The sequence below is a fragment of the Rhodococcus sp. NPDC055112 genome (assembly GCF_053607505.1).
The window spans coordinates 1-19,087 of sequence record NZ_JBSGTR010000022.1; the positions used below are offsets into that span (position 1 = coordinate 1).

Annotated in this window: 24 protein-coding genes; 15 read left to right on the top strand and 9 right to left on the bottom strand. The window is 68.9% G+C overall.

Features of this window, described 5'->3' with window-relative positions:
• Nucleotides 1-104: 104 nt before the first annotated feature.
• Nucleotides 105-1,223 carry a DUF3152 domain-containing protein gene (locus ACWFRB_RS12470; protein WP_452641350.1) on the bottom strand — a complete coding sequence of 373 codons (1,119 nt, stop codon included), beginning with the start codon at nt 1,221-1,223 and terminating at the stop codon, nt 105-107.
• A 253-nt stretch (nt 1,224-1,476) separates the two neighbouring features.
• Between ACWFRB_RS12470 and ACWFRB_RS12475 the strand changes: the two genes are divergently transcribed.
• Complete coding sequence (locus ACWFRB_RS12475) at nt 1,477-2,121, top strand: TetR/AcrR family transcriptional regulator (protein WP_452641352.1); 645 nt, start codon at nt 1,477-1,479, stop codon at nt 2,119-2,121.
• An 82-nt stretch (nt 2,122-2,203) separates the two neighbouring features.
• Here ACWFRB_RS12475 and ACWFRB_RS12480 read toward each other — a convergent pair whose 3' ends face one another.
• The gene (locus ACWFRB_RS12480) at nt 2,204-2,434 is read right to left on the bottom strand and encodes a DUF3107 domain-containing protein (RefSeq protein ID WP_452641353.1); all 231 of its coding nucleotides are present in this window, start codon (nt 2,432-2,434) and stop codon (nt 2,204-2,206) included.
• A 112-nt stretch (nt 2,435-2,546) separates the two neighbouring features.
• Entirely contained in the window at nt 2,547-3,227 is a 681-nt protein-coding gene (locus ACWFRB_RS12485; protein WP_452641355.1) for a ferritin-like fold-containing protein, read from the bottom strand.
• Nucleotides 3,228-3,545: 318 nt separating this feature from the next.
• Here ACWFRB_RS12485 and ACWFRB_RS12490 point away from each other — a divergent pair, with 318 nt between their 5' ends.
• On the top strand, nt 3,546-5,156 hold the full coding sequence (locus ACWFRB_RS12490; protein ID WP_452641357.1) for a DEAD/DEAH box helicase: 1,611 nt from the start codon (nt 3,546-3,548) through the stop codon (nt 5,154-5,156).
• A 9-nt stretch (nt 5,157-5,165) separates the two neighbouring features.
• Nucleotides 5,166-6,380: an Rv3212 family protein gene (locus tag ACWFRB_RS12495; protein WP_452641359.1), complete on the top strand. Its 1,215-nt coding sequence runs from the start codon at nt 5,166-5,168 to the stop codon at nt 6,378-6,380.
• 4 nt (nt 6,381-6,384) lie between these two features.
• Here the strand turns inward: ACWFRB_RS12495 and ACWFRB_RS12500 are convergent, their stop codons facing one another.
• Nucleotides 6,385-7,179 carry a ParA family protein gene (locus tag ACWFRB_RS12500; RefSeq protein ID WP_077041046.1) on the bottom strand — a complete coding sequence of 265 codons (795 nt, stop codon included), beginning with the start codon at nt 7,177-7,179 and terminating at the stop codon, nt 6,385-6,387.
• 71 nt (nt 7,180-7,250) lie between these two features.
• Between ACWFRB_RS12500 and ACWFRB_RS12505 the strand changes: the two genes are divergently transcribed.
• Both ACWFRB_RS12505 and ACWFRB_RS12510 read left to right on the top strand, forming a co-directional pair.
• The gene (locus tag ACWFRB_RS12505; RefSeq protein ID WP_452641360.1) at nt 7,251-7,838 is read left to right on the top strand and encodes an acid phosphatase; all 588 of its coding nucleotides are present in this window, start codon (nt 7,251-7,253) and stop codon (nt 7,836-7,838) included.
• A 22-nt stretch (nt 7,839-7,860) separates the two neighbouring features.
• Nucleotides 7,861-8,334: an N-acetyltransferase family protein gene (locus tag ACWFRB_RS12510; protein ID WP_452641361.1), complete on the top strand. Its 474-nt coding sequence runs from the start codon at nt 7,861-7,863 to the stop codon at nt 8,332-8,334.
• A 3-nt stretch (nt 8,335-8,337) separates the two neighbouring features.
• Here ACWFRB_RS12510 and ACWFRB_RS12515 read toward each other — a convergent pair whose 3' ends face one another.
• Entirely contained in the window at nt 8,338-8,700 is a 363-nt protein-coding gene (locus tag ACWFRB_RS12515; protein ID WP_452641428.1) for a hypothetical protein, read from the bottom strand.
• 100 nt (nt 8,701-8,800) lie between these two features.
• On the opposite strand from ACWFRB_RS12515, the gene ACWFRB_RS12520 reads away from it, so the two are divergent.
• Nucleotides 8,801-9,757 (top strand): diacylglycerol/lipid kinase family protein, encoded by a 957-nt coding sequence (locus tag ACWFRB_RS12520; RefSeq protein WP_452641362.1) that lies wholly within the window; start codon nt 8,801-8,803, stop codon nt 9,755-9,757.
• Between the two features lie 292 nt (nt 9,758-10,049).
• Complete coding sequence (locus ACWFRB_RS12525; protein ID WP_027500159.1) at nt 10,050-10,304, top strand: WhiB family transcriptional regulator; 255 nt, start codon at nt 10,050-10,052, stop codon at nt 10,302-10,304.
• A 75-nt stretch (nt 10,305-10,379) separates the two neighbouring features.
• Here the strand turns inward: ACWFRB_RS12525 and ACWFRB_RS12530 are convergent, their stop codons facing one another.
• Together ACWFRB_RS12530 and ACWFRB_RS12535 are read right to left on the bottom strand one after the other, a co-directional pair.
• Nucleotides 10,380-11,891, bottom strand: coding sequence for a sensor histidine kinase (locus tag ACWFRB_RS12530; RefSeq protein WP_452641363.1), 1,512 nt, complete (start codon nt 11,889-11,891; stop codon nt 10,380-10,382).
• A 17-nt stretch (nt 11,892-11,908) separates the two neighbouring features.
• Nucleotides 11,909-12,124, bottom strand: a complete 216-nt coding sequence (locus ACWFRB_RS12535) for a biotin/lipoyl-binding carrier protein (protein ID WP_136906687.1) — start codon at nt 12,122-12,124, stop codon at nt 11,909-11,911.
• A gap of 94 nt (nt 12,125-12,218) precedes the next feature.
• On the opposite strand from ACWFRB_RS12535, the gene ACWFRB_RS12540 reads away from it, so the two are divergent.
• The 7 genes from ACWFRB_RS12540 (at nt 12,219) to ACWFRB_RS12570 (ending at nt 17,340) form a co-directional block, all read left to right on the top strand.
• Nucleotides 12,219-12,293 carry a 50S ribosomal protein bL37 gene (locus ACWFRB_RS12540; RefSeq protein WP_115967926.1) on the top strand — a complete coding sequence of 25 codons (75 nt, stop codon included), beginning with the start codon at nt 12,219-12,221 and terminating at the stop codon, nt 12,291-12,293.
• A gap of 231 nt (nt 12,294-12,524) precedes the next feature.
• Entirely contained in the window at nt 12,525-13,259 is a 735-nt protein-coding gene (locus ACWFRB_RS12545) for a hypothetical protein (protein WP_452641365.1), read from the top strand.
• A gap of 226 nt (nt 13,260-13,485) precedes the next feature.
• Nucleotides 13,486-14,214: a hypothetical protein gene (locus tag ACWFRB_RS12550; RefSeq protein ID WP_452641367.1), complete on the top strand. Its 729-nt coding sequence runs from the start codon at nt 13,486-13,488 to the stop codon at nt 14,212-14,214.
• A 50-nt stretch (nt 14,215-14,264) separates the two neighbouring features.
• Nucleotides 14,265-14,930, top strand: a complete 666-nt coding sequence (locus ACWFRB_RS12555) for a hypothetical protein (protein WP_452641368.1) — start codon at nt 14,265-14,267, stop codon at nt 14,928-14,930.
• Nucleotides 14,931-15,018: 88 nt separating this feature from the next.
• Nucleotides 15,019-15,720, top strand: a complete 702-nt coding sequence (locus ACWFRB_RS12560) for a hypothetical protein (RefSeq protein ID WP_452641369.1) — start codon at nt 15,019-15,021, stop codon at nt 15,718-15,720.
• 191 nt (nt 15,721-15,911) lie between these two features.
• On the top strand, nt 15,912-16,586 hold the full coding sequence (locus ACWFRB_RS12565; RefSeq protein ID WP_452641370.1) for a hypothetical protein: 675 nt from the start codon (nt 15,912-15,914) through the stop codon (nt 16,584-16,586).
• 49 nt (nt 16,587-16,635) lie between these two features.
• Nucleotides 16,636-17,340 carry a hypothetical protein gene (locus ACWFRB_RS12570; RefSeq protein ID WP_452641371.1) on the top strand — a complete coding sequence of 235 codons (705 nt, stop codon included), beginning with the start codon at nt 16,636-16,638 and terminating at the stop codon, nt 17,338-17,340.
• 54 nt (nt 17,341-17,394) lie between these two features.
• Here ACWFRB_RS12570 and rsrA read toward each other — a convergent pair whose 3' ends face one another.
• Nucleotides 17,395-17,676 carry a mycothiol system anti-sigma-R factor gene (gene rsrA, locus ACWFRB_RS12575; protein WP_027500167.1) on the bottom strand — a complete coding sequence of 94 codons (282 nt, stop codon included), beginning with the start codon at nt 17,674-17,676 and terminating at the stop codon, nt 17,395-17,397.
• A complete protein-coding gene (locus ACWFRB_RS12580) occupies nt 17,673-18,344 on the bottom strand; it encodes a sigma-70 family RNA polymerase sigma factor (RefSeq protein ID WP_452641372.1) in 672 nt (223 codons plus the stop codon). Before ACWFRB_RS12580 ends, rsrA begins: the two co-directional genes overlap by 4 nt.
• A gap of 181 nt (nt 18,345-18,525) precedes the next feature.
• On the opposite strand from ACWFRB_RS12580, the gene ybaK reads away from it, so the two are divergent.
• The gene (ybaK, locus tag ACWFRB_RS12585) at nt 18,526-19,020 is read left to right on the top strand and encodes a Cys-tRNA(Pro) deacylase (RefSeq protein WP_452641373.1); all 495 of its coding nucleotides are present in this window, start codon (nt 18,526-18,528) and stop codon (nt 19,018-19,020) included.
• The last annotated feature ends 67 nt before the right edge of the window (nt 19,021-19,087 follow it).

Below are 19,087 nucleotides of genomic sequence, written 5' to 3' on the forward strand. Positions count from 1 at the left end.
GGGGTGGCTGCACACCTACAATCACCATCGGCAACACTCCGCCATCGGCAGGAACGTTCCCTTCAGCCGTTTGACTAACGTCCCTGGGCAGTACAGCTAGCCGACTAGCCGCGCGGGTGCGGCCAGGGGTTGAACCGGCAGGTCTTGCCGTCCATCGGCACCACGCCCTCCGGGTCGAGCTTGGCGATGTCGTTGTTCGAGGTGCCGAAGGTCTGCTGCATCATCACCGGCGCCAGCCCCCCGTCCGACTCGCAGGGCTGGTGGTCCTGATAGCCAATGGCGTGGCCGACCTCGTGGTTGATCTGGTACTGCCGGTAGGAGCCGATGTCGCCCTGGAAGGAGATGGCGCCGCGGACCCAGCGAGGCTCGTTGAGGACCACCCGGTTGATCGACGGGTTGTAGCAGGAGACCTCGAGTTCGATGTCGTATCCGCAGGCCTGGCGAACGGTCATCTGGGAGGTCAGCGACACCCGAAAGGAGGGCTCGCCGCTGTCGATCCGGCGGACCGCGAACCGCGGGTCCTGGGTCCAGCTCTTCGGGTTGGCCAGGGTCTGGTCCACCATCCGGCCGAACGCCTCGTCGCCGCCGAAGCCGGAGGTGTCGACGCCGTCCTCGACCTCGACGGTGTACGTGAAGACCTGCTCGGTGCCCTGCCCCGCCTGCGGGGTGGCGCCAGGGATCACGTGCCAGGTGCCCGCGCCCTGGGCGGTGAACGGTCCCCCGTCCGGGAGCGCACCGGACGGGATCGTCGCGGCGAAGTTGCCGTCGGCCTGCGGCGGCACGCCGATCACATCGGTGCCGTCGGTGGCCGTGCTGAGCGCGCCGAGACCCGGACCCTCGCCGGTCTCCGATTCGGGTGAGCTGCCGCCGCCGCGGATCGCGTCGACGGCGACCAGCACGGTGACCACCAGCAGGATCGGGATCGCGTACGCCCGCCATCCGTACACGGAGACGAACTTGCCGAGCTTGCTCTGCATTCGGGCCTGGCGTTCCGGCCGCGGGGCACGGGGTCGCCCCGGCTCGCGACTGGTGGGATCCCATTGCGCTCGAAGCGGCTGATGGGAGCCGGTCTCACGACGCCCGTAACGCTCGTCGTCGTGGTACCGATCGTCCGGGTAGTCGTCGCCTGCGCGCGCGGCGGAGTAGCGGTCGTCGGGGTAGCCACTGTCGCCGGAGCGACGCGGAGCGTCGCCCCGCAACCGCGGTCCACCTCGATCTGTCACGGAGCCAGAATCTCACAGACCGGCGCAACGGCGATTCGGCGCGCCGAACGTCGTCCCGACCGGGCGCCCGACGGCGACATGCCGACACCGACCGCATCACCTGGAATACTCACTTACACAGCATGCGCCATTGTGAGGGTGGCCCGGCGATCGTCCGGGTATCGTTCGATGACTTTGTGCACTCAGTGCAGTGAGCACCCTCACGGCACCGCACGGGTCAGTGATGGTGGATAGGCAGCAGATTGGGAGCACGATGACAGAACTCGCGGATCGGGCCGCAGTACCCGCAGGCCAGACCACCAAACGCAGCACCCGCCTCCCCCGCGACGCGCGGCGGTTGCAGCTGCTCCAGGCCGCGAGCGAGGTCTTCGTCACCAGGGGCTATCACGCTGCGGGCATGGATGAGATCGCCGAGTGCGCCGGCGTCAGCAAGCCCGTGCTGTACCAGCACTTCCCCGGCAAGCTCGACCTCTACCTCGCGGTGTTGCAGAGCTACGTGGACAGCCTGATCTCGGGCGTGCGGCAGGCCCTGCGCTCGACCACCGACAACAGGCAGCGCGTCCGCGCGGCCGTGCAGGCCTTCTTCGATTTCGTCGACAACGACAGCCAGGGCTACCGGTTGGTGTTCGAGTCCGACGTGATGGGTGACCCGCAGGTCCTTGCGCGGGTCGACCAGGCCACCGAGGCCTGCGTGGACGCCGTCTTCGACCTGGTCAGCCACGACTCGGGGCTCGATCCCTATCGCGCCCGCATCCTCGCGGTCGGGCTCGTCGGCACCAGCCAGTTCACGGCGCGCTACTGGCTGCAGGCGAACCGGCCCATCCCCAAGGAGGAAGCCGTCGACACCACCGTCGTGCTCGCCTGGGGCGGACTGTCACACGTCCCGCTGCAGCACTGAACTGCGCGATACGAACCACAGCGGCACACACGAGAACGGGGCGCGGATGACCGCGCCCCGTTTCTTCGTCCGCTTCTTCAGGTCAGCTGGTCGCCGCGAAGCCGACCTTGCGGCTGTCCGACGGTCCGATCTCCACGTACGCCACCTTGCTGGCCTGGATCAGGAACTTGCGTCCCTTGTCGTCGACGAGCGCCAACACGCCGCCCTCGCCGCCGAGCGCGCCCGCGACCAGGGCTTCGACCTCGTCGGATGTCTGTTCGCTGTTCACGATGAGCTCGCGCGGGCTGTCAGAAACACCGATCTTGACCTCCACGGCCAACCTCCGAAATCTCGTGCCATCACTACCGAAGCCCAAGGCTAGTGCAGCCGCTCGCCGCGGCGCCCCCGCTGTGCGTGTGCTGAGAGCGAACAGCAGCGGACCGGTCTCACACGAGTCCGAGCACCGTCATCCGCTCGGAGTGCCGTTCCTGCATCCGGTCGAACATGGCGGCGATGCCGCTGAGGTCGCCGCTCGCGGTGATCACCAGCTCGGTCAGATCCTGGCGCTGAGCCATCACGTACTGCGCCTGGGTGATCGCCTCCCCCAGCAGCCGACGTCCCCACAGCATCAGCCGGTCCTTCTCCTGCGTGCTCGAGCGGACCGCCGCACTGACCTCGTGCACCACGAACTCCGAGTGCCCGGTCTCGGCGAGCACCTCGCGCACGACGCCCGCCACCGACGGGTCGAGGGAGTCCGCGATCTCCAGGTAGAAGTCCGCGGCGATGCCGTCGCCCACATACGCCTTGACCAGCGACTCCAACCAGGTCGAGGGGTGCGTGGAGGCGTGATAGTCGTCCAGCGCCGCCACGAACGGCTTCATCGCGGAGTACACGTCGTGCCCCCGCGCGGTCAACGCGGACTCGAGGGTCTCGAAGTGGCTCATCTCCGCGGCGGCCATGCTCGCCAGCGCGACCCTCCCCTGCAGGGTCGGCGACATCTGCGCATCCTCCGCGAGGCGGTAGAAAGCCGAGATCTCGCCGTACGCGAGAGCGGCGAACAGTTCGCCGACTCCCGGATGATCGGCGGCAATGGCTGGCGTCAATGAATCCGACGAATTGGCTCCCATGGGCACAGCGTAGACGTCGCGTGGTGCCCGCTCGCGGGGGCCGCGCCAGGGTGAAGACGGTGAGATTGGCCATGCAAATACCGGCGCAGGCGGTCGCGCAAGCTACCATGGACGCGGGCAGCCGCCCGTAGCCCGAGCAAATGGGCCGACACAACCACGCGGCGACCCGCAGATAATGTGCGCGCACCTGATCTTGAAGTCCCTTCCCGCGCCGCGCCGAGATCCCCAGATTTCCGCGCTCAGGCAGCAGGAAGCGCGACTCACGGACGAGGGCACCGACATCGGCCGACAATCGGCCTGGCCCCACCTCGTGCGCGCGTGCCAACGAGGAAGGCCAGACCCCTGAGCAAGATCACGATCGACCATGAAGACGACGCGACCGAAACCACTCTCTCCGCCCAGCTCGACGAGACCCATATCGCCCCGACGTTCGCCGAACTCGGCGTTCGGGACGAGATCGTCCGGGCCCTCGCGGAGATCGGCATCGACCGCACCTTCGCCATCCAGGAGCTGACCCTGCCGCTCGCGCTGGCCGGCGACGACCTCATCGGCCAGGCACGCACCGGCATGGGCAAGACCTTCGGGTTCGGCGTCCCGCTGCTGCACCGCATCGCCACCGGCGACACCGGCACCGCGACGCTGGACGGCACCCCCCGCGCGCTGATCATCGTGCCGACGCGCGAGCTGTGCATCCAGGTCACCGAGGACCTGGTCAACGCGAGCAAGTTCCTCAAGGCAGGCGACCGCAAGCTCGAGGTGCTCTCGATCTACGGCGGACGCCCGTACGAGACCCAGATCGCCGCGCTGCAGAAGGGCGTCGACGTCGTCGTCGGCACCCCGGGCCGGCTGCTCGACCTGGCCAAGCAGGGCCACCTCATCCTCGGCAAGGTCGGCGTGCTCGTGCTGGACGAGGCCGACGAGATGCTCGACCTCGGCTTCCTGCCGGACATCGAGCGGATCCTCGGCATGGTCCCCGACAAGCGCCAGACGATGCTGTTCTCGGCCACCATGCCGGGACCGATCATCACCCTCGCGCGAACCTTCCTGACCCAGCCGACGCACATCCGCGCCGAGGAGCCGGAATCGTCGGCGGTGCACGACCGCACCAGCCAGCACATCTACCGGGCCCACGCGCTGGACAAGGCCGAGATGGTCGCCCGCGTGCTGCAGGCCGAGGGTCGTGGCGCCACCATGATCTTCACCCGCACCAAGCGGACCGCGCAGAAGGTGGCCGACGACCTCGCCGAGCGCGGGTTCTCCGTTGGCGCCGTGCACGGCGACCTCGGCCAGGTGGCGCGGGAGAAGGGCCTCAAGGCGTTCCGCACCGGCAAGATCGACGTGCTGGTCGCCACCGACGTCGCGGCCCGCGGCATCGACATCGACGACGTCACCCACGTCATCAACTACCAGTGCCCCGAGGACGAGAAGACCTACGTGCACCGCATCGGCCGCACCGGTCGCGCGGGCCGCACCGGCATCGCGGTCACGCTGGTCGACTGGGACGACATCCCCCGCTGGCAGCTGATCGACAAGGCGCTCGGACTCGGCATCCCTGACCCCGCCGAGACCTACTCCAGCTCCGAGCACCTGTACTCCGAGCTGAACATCCCGACCGACGCCAAGGGCTCGATCAAGCGGGCCAGGCCCGAGCGCGCGACGGAGACCGGCGGCGGCTCCGACGACACCACCGCCGGCACCGAGCGAAGCGAGAAGTCCGAGCGCCCGGCGCGCACCCGGTCCCCGCGCAAGCGCACCCGCGGTGGTCGCAGCACCACCGAAACCAACACCACCGCAGCGGTTTCCGACGCCCCGGCGACGGACACCACCGCACCCTCGGGCGACGGCACCGCGCCTGCGCGCCGTCGCAGGCGTCGGCGTAAGCCCGCGGCAGCGGCAGCCGCACCTTCCGTGGCCGTGGCCTCGGAGTAGCCCGCCGCCGTGGTCGCACCGGAGCGGCGCACGCGCGCCGACCTCATCGCCGCTGCCGCGATCGCGGTCGTCGTGGTGCTCGCCGCCGGTGTGATCTGGCTGCGCAGCGATGCCAGGGGAACCACCTCGATCACCGCGGAAACCCCTGCCACACCGGCAGAGACGGCGCTGTCCATCCCGGAGAGCGTCACCGAGATCTGGCGCGCCGACAGCGCATCGACCGGACGTCCGGTCGTCGCGGGTGGCGCCGTGGTGACCGCGGAGGGCGGTGCGGTCATCGGACGCGACCGTGACACCGGCGCGGAGCTGTGGAGCTACACCCGGGACCTGCCGCTGTGCGGGGTGATCGGGGCGTGGAACTCCGTCGTGTCGGTGTACCACGACGGTCGCGGCTGCGGAGCCGTCACCGAACTGGCAGGCGCGAACGGCGCCAGGGTCGCCCAGCGCAGCAGCGATGCCGACGACGCCGTTGTCCTGTCCGAGGACGGCACCTACGTGACCTCGCGCGGGACGGACCGGATGGAGCTGTGGCGTTCGGATCTGGTGCGCACCCTCGAATTCGGCCGCGTCGACGCACCGGTCAACCCGAATACCCAGCCACGCTCGGGCTGCGAGCTGGTCTCGTCGGCGTCGAGCAGCACGCGGCTCTCGGTGCTGGAGCGATGCCCCGACGAGCCCGCCGACCGGCTCAGCGTGTTGAACCCCGCTCCCAAGGACAACACCGAGCCCGACGAGTACGGCTCGAGCGTGCTCGCCGATCTCGACCCAGGAGTCACCGGCGCGAAGGTCCTCGCCGTCACGGGTGACCGCACCGCCGTCTACCTGCCCGCCGGACCCTCGACCGGAGCCAGGGTCGGCGTCTTCGACGGCTCCGGCGCGCCCATCGCCATGCACCCGGTACCCGCCGACGTCTCGCCGGATTCGAAGGTCGTCAAGGTCGGTTCGGTTTACTCGTGGTGGACCGGCTCACGGGTGATCGCCCTTGGCGCAACCGATTTGGTGCCCCGGTGGACCATCGAGGGGGCCATCGGCCCCGGCACGCTGATGGCGGGCCAGATGCTGGTCCCCGTCGACGGCGCCATCGCCGTACACGACCTGTCGACCGGAGCCGAGGTGCGTCGGATCGCCGTGGACCGCGCGGGCGAGCAGGCACCGATCACCAGTGCGACAGTGGGCACGGTGCTGCTCGAGCAGCGCGGGGACGACGTCGTCGCCCTGCGCTGACGAGTCAGGCCGTGGGGCTGAAGGTCACCAGGTCCGCGCCGGTGTCCCAGTGCGCCACCAGTTGCTCGGCCAGCTCCCGATATGCGAGGGCGCCCTTGTTGCGCCTGCCCGCGAGCACCGTGGCACCCGAGGCCGAGGCCTCCGCGAACCGCACCGTGCGCGGGATCGGCGGCGCCAGCACGGGCATCTCGTAGCGATCGGCCACGTCGGAGATCACATCGCGGCTGTGCGTGGTCCTGGCGTCGTAGAGCGTCGGCAGCGCGCCGAGCAGGCGCAGGTCGGGGTTGGTGATCTGCTGCACCTCGCCAACGGTGCGGAGCAGCTGCCCGACGCCGCGGTGCGCCAGCGTCTCGCACTGCAACGGCACCAGCACCGAGTCGGCGGCGGTGAGCCCGTTGAGGGTCAGGACGCCGAGGGACGGCGGGCAGTCGATCAGCACGATGTCGTAGTCGTTGTCCAGCGTCGCCAGCGCGCGCTTGAGCGCGAACTCCCGGCCCGGCCGCATCAGCAGCATCGCCTCCGCGCCTGCGAGGTCGATGGTCGCGGGCACCAGCGAGATGCCCTCCTCGGTGTCCAGGATCACCTCGCGCAGGGCCGCCTCGCCGGTGAGCACCTCGTGCACCGACGATTCGACCCGATCCGGGTTGTGTCCCAACGAGAACGTCAGGCAGCCCTGGGGGTCCAGGTCCACCACGAGCACCTTGCGCCCGAGGCCCGCGAGCGCGGCCCCCAGCGAGGCAACCGTCGTGGTCTTGGCGACCCCACCCTTTTGATTCGCCACAGCGAGCACAGTTGTCACGGGGTGATCTTTGCGCACTTCGTCGGATGTGGCGAGCGGTCGGGCCCAGATCGCCCTGGCATCATTGCCGCATGAGCACCGCACGCCCCCGTATCGCCCTGGTCAGACACGGCGCCACGGAGTGGGCACTGAACGGCAGGCACACCGGCAGCACCGACATCCCGCTCACCGCGGCGGGCGAGGAGCAGGCACGGGAGGCCGGGCACCGGATCGCCCGGCTGGGGCTTCGGGAACCGCTGGTCCTGACCAGCCCGCGCAGCCGGGCCACCAGGACTGCGGAGCTGGCCGGGCTCGGGGCCGCCACCGCGTGGGACGCGCTGGCGGAGTGGGACTACGGCCGGTACGAGGGCATGACCACCCCCGAGATCCGCGAGAGCGTGCCGGGCTGGACCGTCTGGTCGCACCCGTGCCCGGGCGGGGAGAGCGCCGAGTCCGTGGCGGCCCGCGCCGACATGGTCCTGTCGACGGCGCTGTCGCAGCTCGAGGAGCGCGACGTGATCCTCGTCGGGCATGCGCACTTCTCCCGCGCCCTGCTGGCCCGGTGGGCCGAGCTCCCGGTCACCGAGGGCCGACGGTTCGCAATGGACCCGGCGGCGATCTCCGTGCTCGGCTTCGATCACGGAGTTCAGCAGATCAATTCACACAACGTCACCTATTGAGTCGATTCGAGAGAGAGCAATCATGATCCGGCGGGCCACCCCCGACGACGCCGCTGCCATCACCGGCCTGATCTACGACCTGGCCGAGTACGAGAAGGCCAGGCACGAGTGCACCGTGACGGTCGAGCAGATCACCACCGCACTGTTCGGCGAGAACCCGTCCGCCTTCTGCCACGTGGCCGAGGAGGCCGGGACCGTCATCGGCTTGGCGCTGTGGTTCCGCAACTTCTCCACCTGGGACGGCGTCCACGGGATCTACCTGGAGGACCTCTTCGTCCTGCCGGAGCGGCGCGGCGCAGGCCACGGGCGGGCCCTGCTGGCCGCGCTGGCCAAGGAGTGCGCCGACAACGACTACAGCAGGCTCAGCTGGTCGGTGCTGAACTGGAACGCCCCGTCGATCGCGTTCTACGAGTCGCTCGACGCGACCGCCCAGGACGAGTGGACCACCTACCGCCTGTCCGGCGACGCCCTCGCCGGCCTCGCCGCACAGGCGTAGCGGCTAGGAGGCCTCGTCCCCGTACTCGTCGGCCATCCACCGCGACGAGGGACTGCTGAAGAGCAACACCAGCGCGGCGACCACGATCACCGCGAGCAACACCCCGTACGCCGGTTGGTGCGAGTCGGTCAGCAGCGACCAGGACACCGGGAGCAGCAACAGCTGGGCGACGACGGCGATCGTGCGACCCCAGCGCCTGCCCGTGATCAGCGCGATGCCGGCGGCCAGGACCGCGCCACCGAGGATCACGAACCACGCCGCGGTGCCGTATCCGCTGGTCGCGGTCTGATCGTGGCCGAGGAGGCCGCGGATCAGCAGCGCGATCGCGATGCCTACCGCGACGGTGCCCTGAAGGGTCACCAGCATTCCGGCCCAACGGACCGTTGCGGGCGGGCTGGGGCGTGTGGGCTGTTCTGGCACCGCGCCAGCCTATAGAACGCGAAGCTCCCCGCTAGGGTGGTGTCCTGTGCGCGCGCTGCTGATCGTCAACCCGAATGCCACCTCGACGACCCCCGCGGCGCGTGATCTGCTCGCGCACGCGGTGTCGAGCCGAGTCCAGGTGCGGGTCGCGCACACCACCCACCGCGGTCACGCGGGCGAGCTCGCCCGGCGCGCTGCCATCGAGGGCATCGGTCTGATCGTCGTGCACGGCGGCGACGGCACCGTGAACGAGGTCATCAACGGACTACTCGGCGCGCCGCGACCCGATTCGATGAGCGAGCTCGCGATCGGGCCCATCCCGCTCATCGCCGTGGTCCCCGGCGGCTCGGCGAACGTGTTCGCCCGCTCGCTCGGCATCAGCGCGGATCCCGTGGCGGCGACCAATCAGCTCATCGAGCTGCTCGCCCTGCGTCAGAGCAGGCGGATCGGCCTCGCCCATTGCGACAACCGCTGGTTCACCTTCAACGCAGGCATGGGCCTCGACGCGCAGGTATGCGAGGCGATCGACGCGAGCCGCGGCAACGGCCATCCGGCGACGCCGTCGCGCTACGTCCGGACCGCGGTCCGCGAGTTCTTCCGCATCCGGGGCGCCGAACCGACGCTGACCGTGCGGGTGCCCGGCCACGACCCCGTCGAGGGCGTGCACTACGCCTTCGTGTCGAACTCCAGCCCGTGGACCTACCTGAACGACCGTCCCGTCCGGGTCAACCCGGAGACCACGTTCAGCACCGGACTCGGCGTCTTCGCGATGCGGACGATGAGCGTCCCCAAGACCCTGAAGTTGGTCAGGCAACTCCTCACACCCGGCGCACAACCGAAGGCGCGCAACCTTTTTCGGGTGGATGATGTGCCGCGGGTGCTGATCCGTTCGACCACACCGATCGCCCTGCAGATGGACGGCGACTACATCGGCATGCGCACCGAGGTCGAGTTCGTCTCGGTCCCCGACGCGATCTCCGTCGTGGCGCCGAGCGGCGTCTGACGCGTCGGCCGGCTCCCCCCGTCACCGCACTGCGCGATCGGCCCCAACATGAGAAAATGCCAAGAAATCCTACGGGACTAGTGCAATCTCGCCGAAACCGGGGTAGAAAGTAGCCCAGACCGCATAGGGCAACCTAACAGAGTGAGTTACCCCACGAAGCGGTCTGATTCCATTGACATCCCGCTCGTTCGTGAAAGCATTCACAAGCAACAGCGCGGAAACATTTCCCAGAATGCGCATGAACTCAGCGATACGAAACGGTGCAGAACGCACCCGGTTAAGGAGCAGAAGGATGGACTGGCGCCACAACGCAATTTGTCGGGATGAAGACCCGGAATTGTTCTTTCCCGTGGGCAACAGCGGTCCGGCCATCGCCCAGATCGCAGACGCCAAGCTGGTGTGCAACCGGTGCCCCGTCACCGCCGACTGCCTGTCCTGGGCACTCGAGTCCGGCCAGGACGCAGGCGTCTGGGGCGGCATGAGCGAGGACGAGCGTCGCGCCCTCAAGCGTCGCAACGCGCGCACCCGCGCCCGCACCACGGTCTAGCAACACAGCACCGTACGAACGGGCCCGGCACCATGATGGTGCCGGGCCTTAGTCGTCTCCTGGGTCGATCCGCGATCACACGCGGTTCGCGCGGCGCCCGAGCGGCACCCGCAGCGCCGCGTCCGTTCCGCCACCCTCGGCGGGATGCAGGCCGAGCGAACCGCCCAGCTCGGCGGATACCAGCGTCCGGACGATCTGCAGGCCGAGGCGGTCGGACCGTTCCAGGCTGAAGCCCGGCGGCAGGCCGTTGCCGTCGTCGTGGATCACCACGTCGAGCCAGCGCGCGGACCGCTCGGCGCGCAGCGTCACGGTGCCGGGCTCCCCCGGTTCGAAGGCGTGCTCGATCGCGTTCTGCACCAGCTCGGTCAGCACCATAACCAGCGGGGTGGCCCGTTCGGCGGGGAACACCCCCAGGCTGCCCTCCCGACGGATCTGGACCGCGTTGCCCACCATCGCGACGTCGGCCATGATCGGCACCAGCCGATCGACCACCTCGTCGAGGTTGACCTCCTCGTCCACCGACATGGACAGGGTGTCGTGCACCAGCGCGATCGAGGTCACCCGGCGGACCGATTCGCTCAGCGCCTGACGGGCCTCGTCGTTGTTGGTGCGCCTGGCCTGCAGCCGCAGCAGCGCGGCAACGGTCTGCAGGTTGTTCTTCACCCGGTGATGGATCTCCCGGATGGTCGCATCCTTGCTCAGCAGCGCGCGGTCGCGGCGCTTGACCTCGGTGACATCGCGGATCAGCACCGCCGCGCCTGCGGGCTGGCCGCCCGGCCGCAACACAAGGGTGCGCAGCAGCACCGTCGCCCCGCGCGCCTCCACCTCCATCCGCCTGCCCGCCTTGCCCGCGAGCGCGGCCCTGATGTCGTTGGCCACGTCCTGAGAGTCGAACGGGTCGGTGACCAGCGTCCGGGTCACCGAGGCCAGGTCGCTGCCCGTCAGCGTCGTGGTCGTCAGGCCCATCCGGTGATAGGCCGAGAGCGCGTTCGGGCTGGCGTAGACCACGGTCCCGTCGGAGTCGAGCCGGATGAAGCCGTCGCCCGCGCGCGGGCTGGAGAGGATCTCGCTGTGCTCCTCCGGCGTCGGGAAGGTGCCCTCGCTGATCATCTGACACAGGTCCGCGGCACAGTCGAGGTACGCGACCTCGAGCGGGCTGGACTGCCGATGCTGGGTGGGGTTGGTGTCGCGACTGAGGACGGCGATCACGTCCCCCGCGCAGCGGACGGGGATCGCCTCGCGGCGTACCGGCGTCCCCTCGCCGGGCGGTCCGTCCTCGACCCGGACGATTCGCCACTCCGTCAGCGCCTGCCGCACGTGCGGATGCTCGGCGTCCGAGACCACCGTGCCGACGGCGTCCTCCGCGAACGCGGTCGGGGCGGTGGTCGGCCTGCACTGCGCGACGCAGACCACTTCACCGTGGCCGGAGACCTCCGGGTTGCCGCTGTCCGCGCCAACCCACAGCAGCACGTCGGCGAACGACAGGTCGGCGAGCAGCTGCCACTCCCCGACCACCCGCTGCAGGTGGTCGACGGCGCTGCCCGGCAGGTCGGTGTGTTCGGCGAGCAGATCACTGAGGGTGGACATCGATCAGGGTGTGACGGTCAGGAGATGACGGCGATGAGGTCGCCCTGCTGGATGACGTCGCCGACGGTGACATCCACCGAGGTCACGCGGCCGTTCACCTCGGCGAGCACCGGGATCTCCATCTTCATCGACTCCAGGATCACGAGGGTGTCACCCTCCTTGACCTCGTCACCTTCGGCGACAACCACCTGGAAGACGGTGGAAACCATCTCGGCACGCACGTCTTCTGCCATCGAGCACCTCGCTTGTCTAGACCTGCCAATGGAAGTACAGCCAACCACACGTGGAAGAATGTCCCGGAGCGAGATCAGAGGGAAGGAGACAACCATGGGTAAGCGTGGTCGCAAGAAGCGCAGCCGCAAGGGCAACAAGGCCAACCACGGCAAGCGTCCAAACAGCTGACGCGCCGTAGGCGAAGCCTCACGAGGGCCGGGACACACTGTGTCCCGGCCCTCGTTGCGTCTCACGGGACCAGAGGATCGAACCCTCCGAAATATTGTTATACACAACAGTTTTCGGATTCTCCGGCGGAACCGGTCGGCCGTCCATACGATAACCGCACACGCGGTCGGGGGGCCCGTACGGTGTCGACTCCCGCAACGCGCGCCAGTCGCCCACCTCGAACGGAGTCCCGTGTCCCGCTCATCAACACCCACCCGCCGCCTCGCCGCGGTCGCCACCACCGCCGCCCTCCTCGCCACAGGCCTGCTGACCGGCACCGCAACCGCAGGCGCGACCGGCAGCATCGAAAGCGTGACCGGCAGCAGCGGCGGCAGCGTCGACGTCTCCAACCTCGACCTGGTCGGTTCCGCTGAGCGCGTCATCGAAAACGGAAACGACCCCGACCTGCAGCGCTCGGACACCGCCACCGTCGACAACGTGACGATCACCCGCGAGGTGGTCGGCAAGAATGTGGGCGGGGGCGGCCTGCAGGTGACCTTCCGCACCACCTTCGCCGCAACCGGGACCCCGGACCGCCTGATCACCCGGATCGACGACCAAGGGCCCAAATACACCGGGAGCCCCACGGCAAAGATCACCTACACCAAGGCGGACGGCGGCAGGACCACCGAGACGATCACGGCCACGCCGGAGCTGGTGGGCAACTACGTGGCGCCCGGCGCCGGGTGGCCCATCACCGCGGCCGGCGACACCGTCGTCATCGAGGTCACCTACAACTGGTACGGAACCATGAGGCAGGAATACACCGCCTATGTCCAGAACTCTGGTGTCACCGCCGACATCTCCGGGCTCGGCACCCAGAACTTCCCGTCGATGAAGGCCCAGACGCGCTGCGACGGGTGTGCTGGCTACCACATGAGCAATGACGAATTCCTCAAGATCTTCCTCGGCTCCTTCGGCAGCTGACTCTTCACGTCGCGACGAGGGCACCCGAGAATTGCCGGGTTGCCCTCGTCGCATCTCGTCGGACCTGAGATTGAACCATCCGAAATATCGTTACACACAACAGTTTTCACTTTCTCCGGCGAAACTGGGCGGCCGTCCATACGATCACGGCATACGCGGCCGGGGGGCACGGACAGTGTCGACTCCCCCGAGACGTTCCCCAGTCGCCCATCCCGAACGGAGTCCCGTGTCCCGCCCGTCAACACCCACCCGCCGCCTCGCCGCGGTCGCCACCACCGCAGCACTCCTCGCAGCGGGCCTGCTGACCGGCACCGCGAGCGCAGGCGCGACCGGCAGCAGCGAAAGCGTGACCGGCCTCAGCGGCGGCAGCGTCAACTTCACCAACTTCGACCCGTTCGGCTCCGGTTCCACCGGCTACGACACCGACCTGCAGCGTTCGGACACCGCCACCGTCGACAACGTGACGATCACGCGGGCGGTGGTCGGCCCGAACGTGACCGGAGTGGGCGAGAAGGTGACCTACCGCACCACCTTCGCCGCGACCGGGGCCCCGGACCGCCTGATCACCCGGATCGACGACGGTGGACCCGGATACTCCAAAGAGACCTCCGCCAAGATCACATACACCGCAGGCGACGGCCGCAGGACCACCGAGGCGATCACATCCACCCCGGGCACGGACAGCCTCTACGTGGCGCCCGGCACCGGATGGCCGATCACCGCAGCCGGCGCGACCGTCGTCCTCGAGGTCACCTACACCTGGACCGGAACCCTGAGGCAGGGTGAGGGAGTAGTCACCACGGCTTCGGGTGTCACCGCGGACATCTCCGGACTCGGCACCCAGACGTTCTATCCGATGAACGCTCTGGTGACCTGCGACCCCTGCACCGCAGGCGTCGGCAACATCGGCTCTTCGGGCATCCCCGGCATCGACTTTTCCGAGTTCGGCAGCTGATCCGCGTGCGCCGCACCGTCCTCCCATCGCCACAGAGATTCGGAGATCTTGTGTCCCGCCCAGCAACAACCACGCGCCGCGTCGCCGCGGCCGTCGCCGCCACAACCATTGCCGTGTCCGGTCTGATCGCCGGCGTCGGCACCGCGGGTGCGGTCGGCTCGTCGGACTTCGGCATCGGAGCCCCCAGCCATCCCGAACTGATCCCCCGCGCCACGCGCACCGCGGAGAACGTGTCGGTCACCCGAGAGGTCGTCGGACCGAACGCCGGCTACGCGGGCGACGAGATCACCTTCAGGACCACGATCTCCGCGACGTCGGCGCCGGCCCGGCAGGTCACCAGGATCATCGAGCGTAGGGGGCTCATGTCGTACGTCCCGAACACGGCGAAACTCACCTACACCGACGCGAACGGTATCCGGACCACCGAGGCCGTCACCCCGACCCTGATCGCGGCGACCTACGACGGCCTCAACATGACCGACGAGGGCGGATGGGAAGTCTCGAACGCCGGGTGGCCGATCGCCGCCGAATCCGGAGCCACGGTCGTCCTCGAGATCACCTACAAGTGGATGGACTTCCGGGGCAGGCCCTCGATGGAGGACGGGGTGAGCTACACCGGCGTCGGCCTGGACGCCTCCGGACTGGGCACCCTGGACTGGCCCGCGATGACCAGCTCGTACGGCAGCCTCCACCAGACCGGCCCCTTCGGCAGCTGACGGCGCCGAGCGGCTGAATCCCGAGCCGCTCCCACCAACGAATCCGTCAGTTCGCCCGCCCGACAATCCACCTCACCCAGGAGAACCAGTGCCCCACAGCACCGGCCGGCGCACCGTCGCCCGCCTCGCCGCCGCCACCGCGGCCGCCGCCCTGCTCGCCGCCGGCGTCACCGGCCCCGCCACCGCCCAATCCGCGGACGCATTCGGATCCCACGACGCCTCCGCCACCCGCGCAACGAAGACACACGACAACCTCACCATCACCCACGAAATCGTCGGCAGCAATGTCGGATACCTCGGCGACGAGGTCCACTACCGCACCACCGTCTCCGCCACCGACGGACCGGCGCGCACGATCACCGGAATCGAGGAAGGCATCTCGGATCTGGTGGGTTGCTCCAACTCGTGGACGTTGGCGAAGTCCGGAACCGTGACCTACACGAACACTTCGGGTGCGCAGGTGTCCGAGTCGATGCCCAAGGTCCTCGCCAACGTCATGACCCGCACATACGAATACCCGGCGGTCGGGTCGTGGACCGTCGACCCCGCGGCCGGTACCACCGTCGTCTACGACAGCGTCCGCGTGCTCCGGAATGCCAGGGGCGGATTCTCCATGGGTTGCGACTGGGAGGGTAACGCGTCCCCGTCGAACATGAATGCCTACCTGACAGTCCGAGCCGACGGCCTCGCGCTCCTCGATTGGCGCCCGACGGGCGTCACCGCCAGCTGCGCACTCGCCTGCTCCCTTCCCCGCCCGACCGACTCGGGCGGATCTGCGTTCGGGAGCTGACCTCATCGCACCTTCGAGGGCCGGAACACACAGTGTCCCGGCCCCTGAAGTTTGGTTATACACAACACATTTCGGAATTCTACGCGCGAATCCGGCACGAACCCTACGATGACGCCGACGCGGTCGGGGGGCACGCACGGTGTGGACTTCCTCGACACCTCCCCCAGCAGACTCCTTCCGAACGGAGCCCCATGTCCACGTTCTCGACACCCATCCGCCTCCTCGCTGCCGCCACCGCGACCGCCGCCCTGCTCGCCGCCGGCGTCACCGGCATCGCCACCGCCCAATCCGCGGACGCATTCGGATCCCACGACGCCTCCGCCACCCGCGTAACGAAGACACACGACAACCTCACCGTCACCCACGAAATCGTCGGCAGCAACGTCGGATACCTCGGCGACGAGGTCCACTACCGCACCACCGTCTCCGCCACCGACGGACCGGCGCGCACGATCACCGGAATCGCGGACTCCGTCTCGGACTTCTACGGCTGCAGCCGCAGCTGGACATCCGCGCAGTCGGGGGCGGTGACCTACACGAACGCGGCGGGCGAACGCGTCACCGACTCGATGCCCTACGTCAGACCCGGGTACCCCGCGGTCGGGTCGTGGACCGTCGACCCCGCGGCCGGTACCACCGTCGTCTACGACAGCGTCCGCCTGCTCCAGAACGCGAGGGGAGGCTTCGCGGTGGGTTGCGACTGGTACGCCGACTCGCGACCGGTCAACATGCCTTCGGCGCTGACGGTCGACATCGACGGACTCGACCGCCTCACCTGGAAGCCGACCGGCGTCGTCACGAGCTGCGCTGCCGAGTGCTACCTGCCCAGCCCCGCCGGCTCGGTCGGGTCGATCTTCGGGAGCTGATCCGCCCCCACCTTCAGTCCACAGACGACCACCAACCCAGGAGCTACCAGTGCCCCACACCACCCGCCGGCGCGCCTTCTCCCGCCTCGCCGTCACCACCGCATCCGTCGCGCTGCTCGCCGCCGGCATCACCTGCACCGCCGCCGCCCAATCCGCCGACGCGGTCGGATCCGCGGCCACACCCGGCCACGACGCCTCCGCCACCCGCGCGACCACGACGCATCACAACCTCGCCGTCACCCACGAGGTCGTCGGGCCGAACATCGGATTCGAGGGCGACGAAATGCACTACCGCACAACCATCTCCGCAACCGACGGCCCCGCCCGGCAGGTCACCGAGATCGACCAGATCAACGAGACGGCCGACGCGTGCGGCAACCGCCGGTGGCAGTGGCCGGTGTCCGGGACCGTGACGTACACCAACCCGACGGGCGAACGCGTCACCGACTCCACGAGCGCCTGGGGCGCCGCGGGCGCGTGGACCGTCGACACCGGTTCCACCGTCGTCTACGACACCGTCTACAAGCTCCAGAATCCGAAACTCGGACCCGCTGTCGGCTGCGGTCGAACGACCGAACCCGAAGCGCGGTCCGCCACCGGCGAGCCGGGAGTCAACCTCGACGCTCGCCTGATCGTCAGTGCCGACGGCCTCGACGCCCTCGACTGGTCGCCGACGGGCGTCACCGTGAGCTGTGCACTCGGATGCCAGGTCCCCAGCCCCGCAGGCTCCGCCGAACTGATCTTCGGGAGCTGAATGCACGGCGAGGGCCGCCCGGGAACTCCCGGGCGGCCACCGCCGTGCGCGTGCCTACTGGTCCGGGTCGACCCGCGTGATGATCGTGGTGGTGCGCAGCTGGATCTTGAGCCGCTCCCGCAGCCCGTCCGGCGCGTGCTCGCCGCCGCACTTCCGGTTCACCAGGGACTTGACCTTCTCCTCGATGCCGTAGGCCTCGAAGCAGGATCCGCAGTCCTCCATGTGCCGCTTCAACCGGGCGCGCGTCGTCTCGTCGCACTCGTTGTCGAGCATCAGCCACACGTCCGCGATCACCGCGGAGCAGTCCAACCGCTCGAACTCGTCCTGCTCGCTCACCGGGTCGCCTCCTGCTCCTTGGCCGCGGTCGCCGCTGCGCCGCTCCGGTTGAATCCACGCTCTCGTGCCACGTCGGCCAGCAGCCCACGCAGCTGCTTGCGCCCGCGATGCAGGCGGGACATCACGGTGCCGATGGGCGTGCCCATGATCTCCGCGATCTCCTTGTACGGGAACCCCTCGACGTCGGCGTAGTACACCGCCATCCGGAACTCCTCCGGCAGCTCCTGCAGGGCCGCCTTGATGTCGTCGTCGGGCAGCGTGTCGAGCGCCTCCACCTCGGCGGACCGCAGGCCCTGCGAGGTGTGCTCGGCGGTGGCCGCGAGCTGCCAGTCGGTGATCTCGTCCGTCGGGTACTGCGCCGGCTGACGCTGCTTCTTGCGGTACGAGTTGATGTAGGTGTTGGTCAGGATCCGGTACATCCAGGCCTTGAGGTTCGTGCCCTCCTTGAAGGAGCGGAACGCCGAGTAGGCCTTGATGTAGGTCTCCTGGACCAGGTCCTCCGCGTCGGCCGGGTTACGGGTCATCCGCAGCGCCGCACCGTAGAGCTGGTCCAGCAGCGGGAGCGCATCGCGCTCGAACCGCGCGGTCAGATCGCCGCCCGACTCGTCCTGGGGTGGCTGATCGTTCTCGGGCCGGTCGTCAGGCACGCTGATCCCTTCGCTCGCCATAGGGATCAAGGCTACCGCTACCCGGTCGAGGGGACTGCGGTCAGCGGGGCGCTCGAGGCACTGCACCGACACCTAGGACTCCTTTCGAGATGGACCAACGTGCTGGGTGCAACGCCGGTCCATCGCGAAGTGTTCCCACGGTCTCGTCACAGCGTGTTGCCGTAGAACTAGAGTCGGCGCCATGGCCGGCACCTCCACCCCCGCGACCCAGGCGCTCACCAAGGGCAAGATCTCGCACCGCGTGCACAGCTACGAGCACGACTCCGCCAGCGCCTCCTACGGCGCCGAGGCGGTCGACGCGCTGGCCGGTCAGCTGGGACTCGAGCCTGCCCAGATCCTCAAGACACTGGTGATCAAGACCTCCGACGGCAAGCTGGCGGTCGCCGTGCTCCCGGTCCCCGAGAAGCTCTCCCTCAAGGCCGCGGCGGCGGCGCTGGGATCGAGCAAGGCGGTCATGGCCGAGCAGTCCGAGGCGCAGCGGTCCACCGGCTACGTGCTCGGCGGCATCTCCCCGCTCGGTCAGCGCAAGCGGCTGCCGACCGTCATCGACGACTCCGCCGCGAACTGGGATCGGGTGCTGTGCAGCGCGGGCAGGCGCGGACTGGAGATCGACCTGGATCCGGCAGACCTGGTGCGGCTGACCGGCGCGGTGCTCGCCCCGATCACCGCGGGCTGACCAGAAATACTCGGGGCCCCGCGACGGTTGCACCACGAGGCGCTCATCCCCGCCGACGACAGTCATC

Coding starts and splice junctions, on each gene's coding strand:
- ACWFRB_RS12475 (WP_452641352.1), top strand. CDS start 1,477: ATGACAGAACTCGCGGATCGGGCCGCAGTACCCGCAGGCCAGACCACC.
- ACWFRB_RS12485 (WP_452641355.1), bottom strand. CDS start 3,227: ATGGGAGCCAATTCGTCGGATTCATTGACGCCAGCCATTGCCGCCGAT.
- ACWFRB_RS12505 (WP_452641360.1), top strand. CDS start 7,251: ATGAGCACCGCACGCCCCCGTATCGCCCTGGTCAGACACGGCGCCACG.
- ACWFRB_RS12510 (WP_452641361.1), top strand. CDS start 7,861: ATGATCCGGCGGGCCACCCCCGACGACGCCGCTGCCATCACCGGCCTG.
- ACWFRB_RS12515 (WP_452641428.1), bottom strand. CDS start 8,700: ATGCTGGTGACCCTTCAGGGCACCGTCGCGGTAGGCATCGCGATCGCG.
- ACWFRB_RS12525 (WP_027500159.1), top strand. CDS start 10,050: ATGGACTGGCGCCACAACGCAATTTGTCGGGATGAAGACCCGGAATTG.
- ACWFRB_RS12530 (WP_452641363.1), bottom strand. CDS start 11,891: ATGTCCACCCTCAGTGATCTGCTCGCCGAACACACCGACCTGCCGGGC.
- ACWFRB_RS12535 (WP_136906687.1), bottom strand. CDS start 12,124: ATGGCAGAAGACGTGCGTGCCGAGATGGTTTCCACCGTCTTCCAGGTG.
- ACWFRB_RS12565 (WP_452641370.1), top strand. CDS start 15,912: ATGTCCACGTTCTCGACACCCATCCGCCTCCTCGCTGCCGCCACCGCG.
- ACWFRB_RS12580 (WP_452641372.1), bottom strand. CDS start 18,344: ATGGCGAGCGAAGGGATCAGCGTGCCTGACGACCGGCCCGAGAACGAT.
- ybaK (WP_452641373.1), top strand. CDS start 18,526: ATGGCCGGCACCTCCACCCCCGCGACCCAGGCGCTCACCAAGGGCAAG.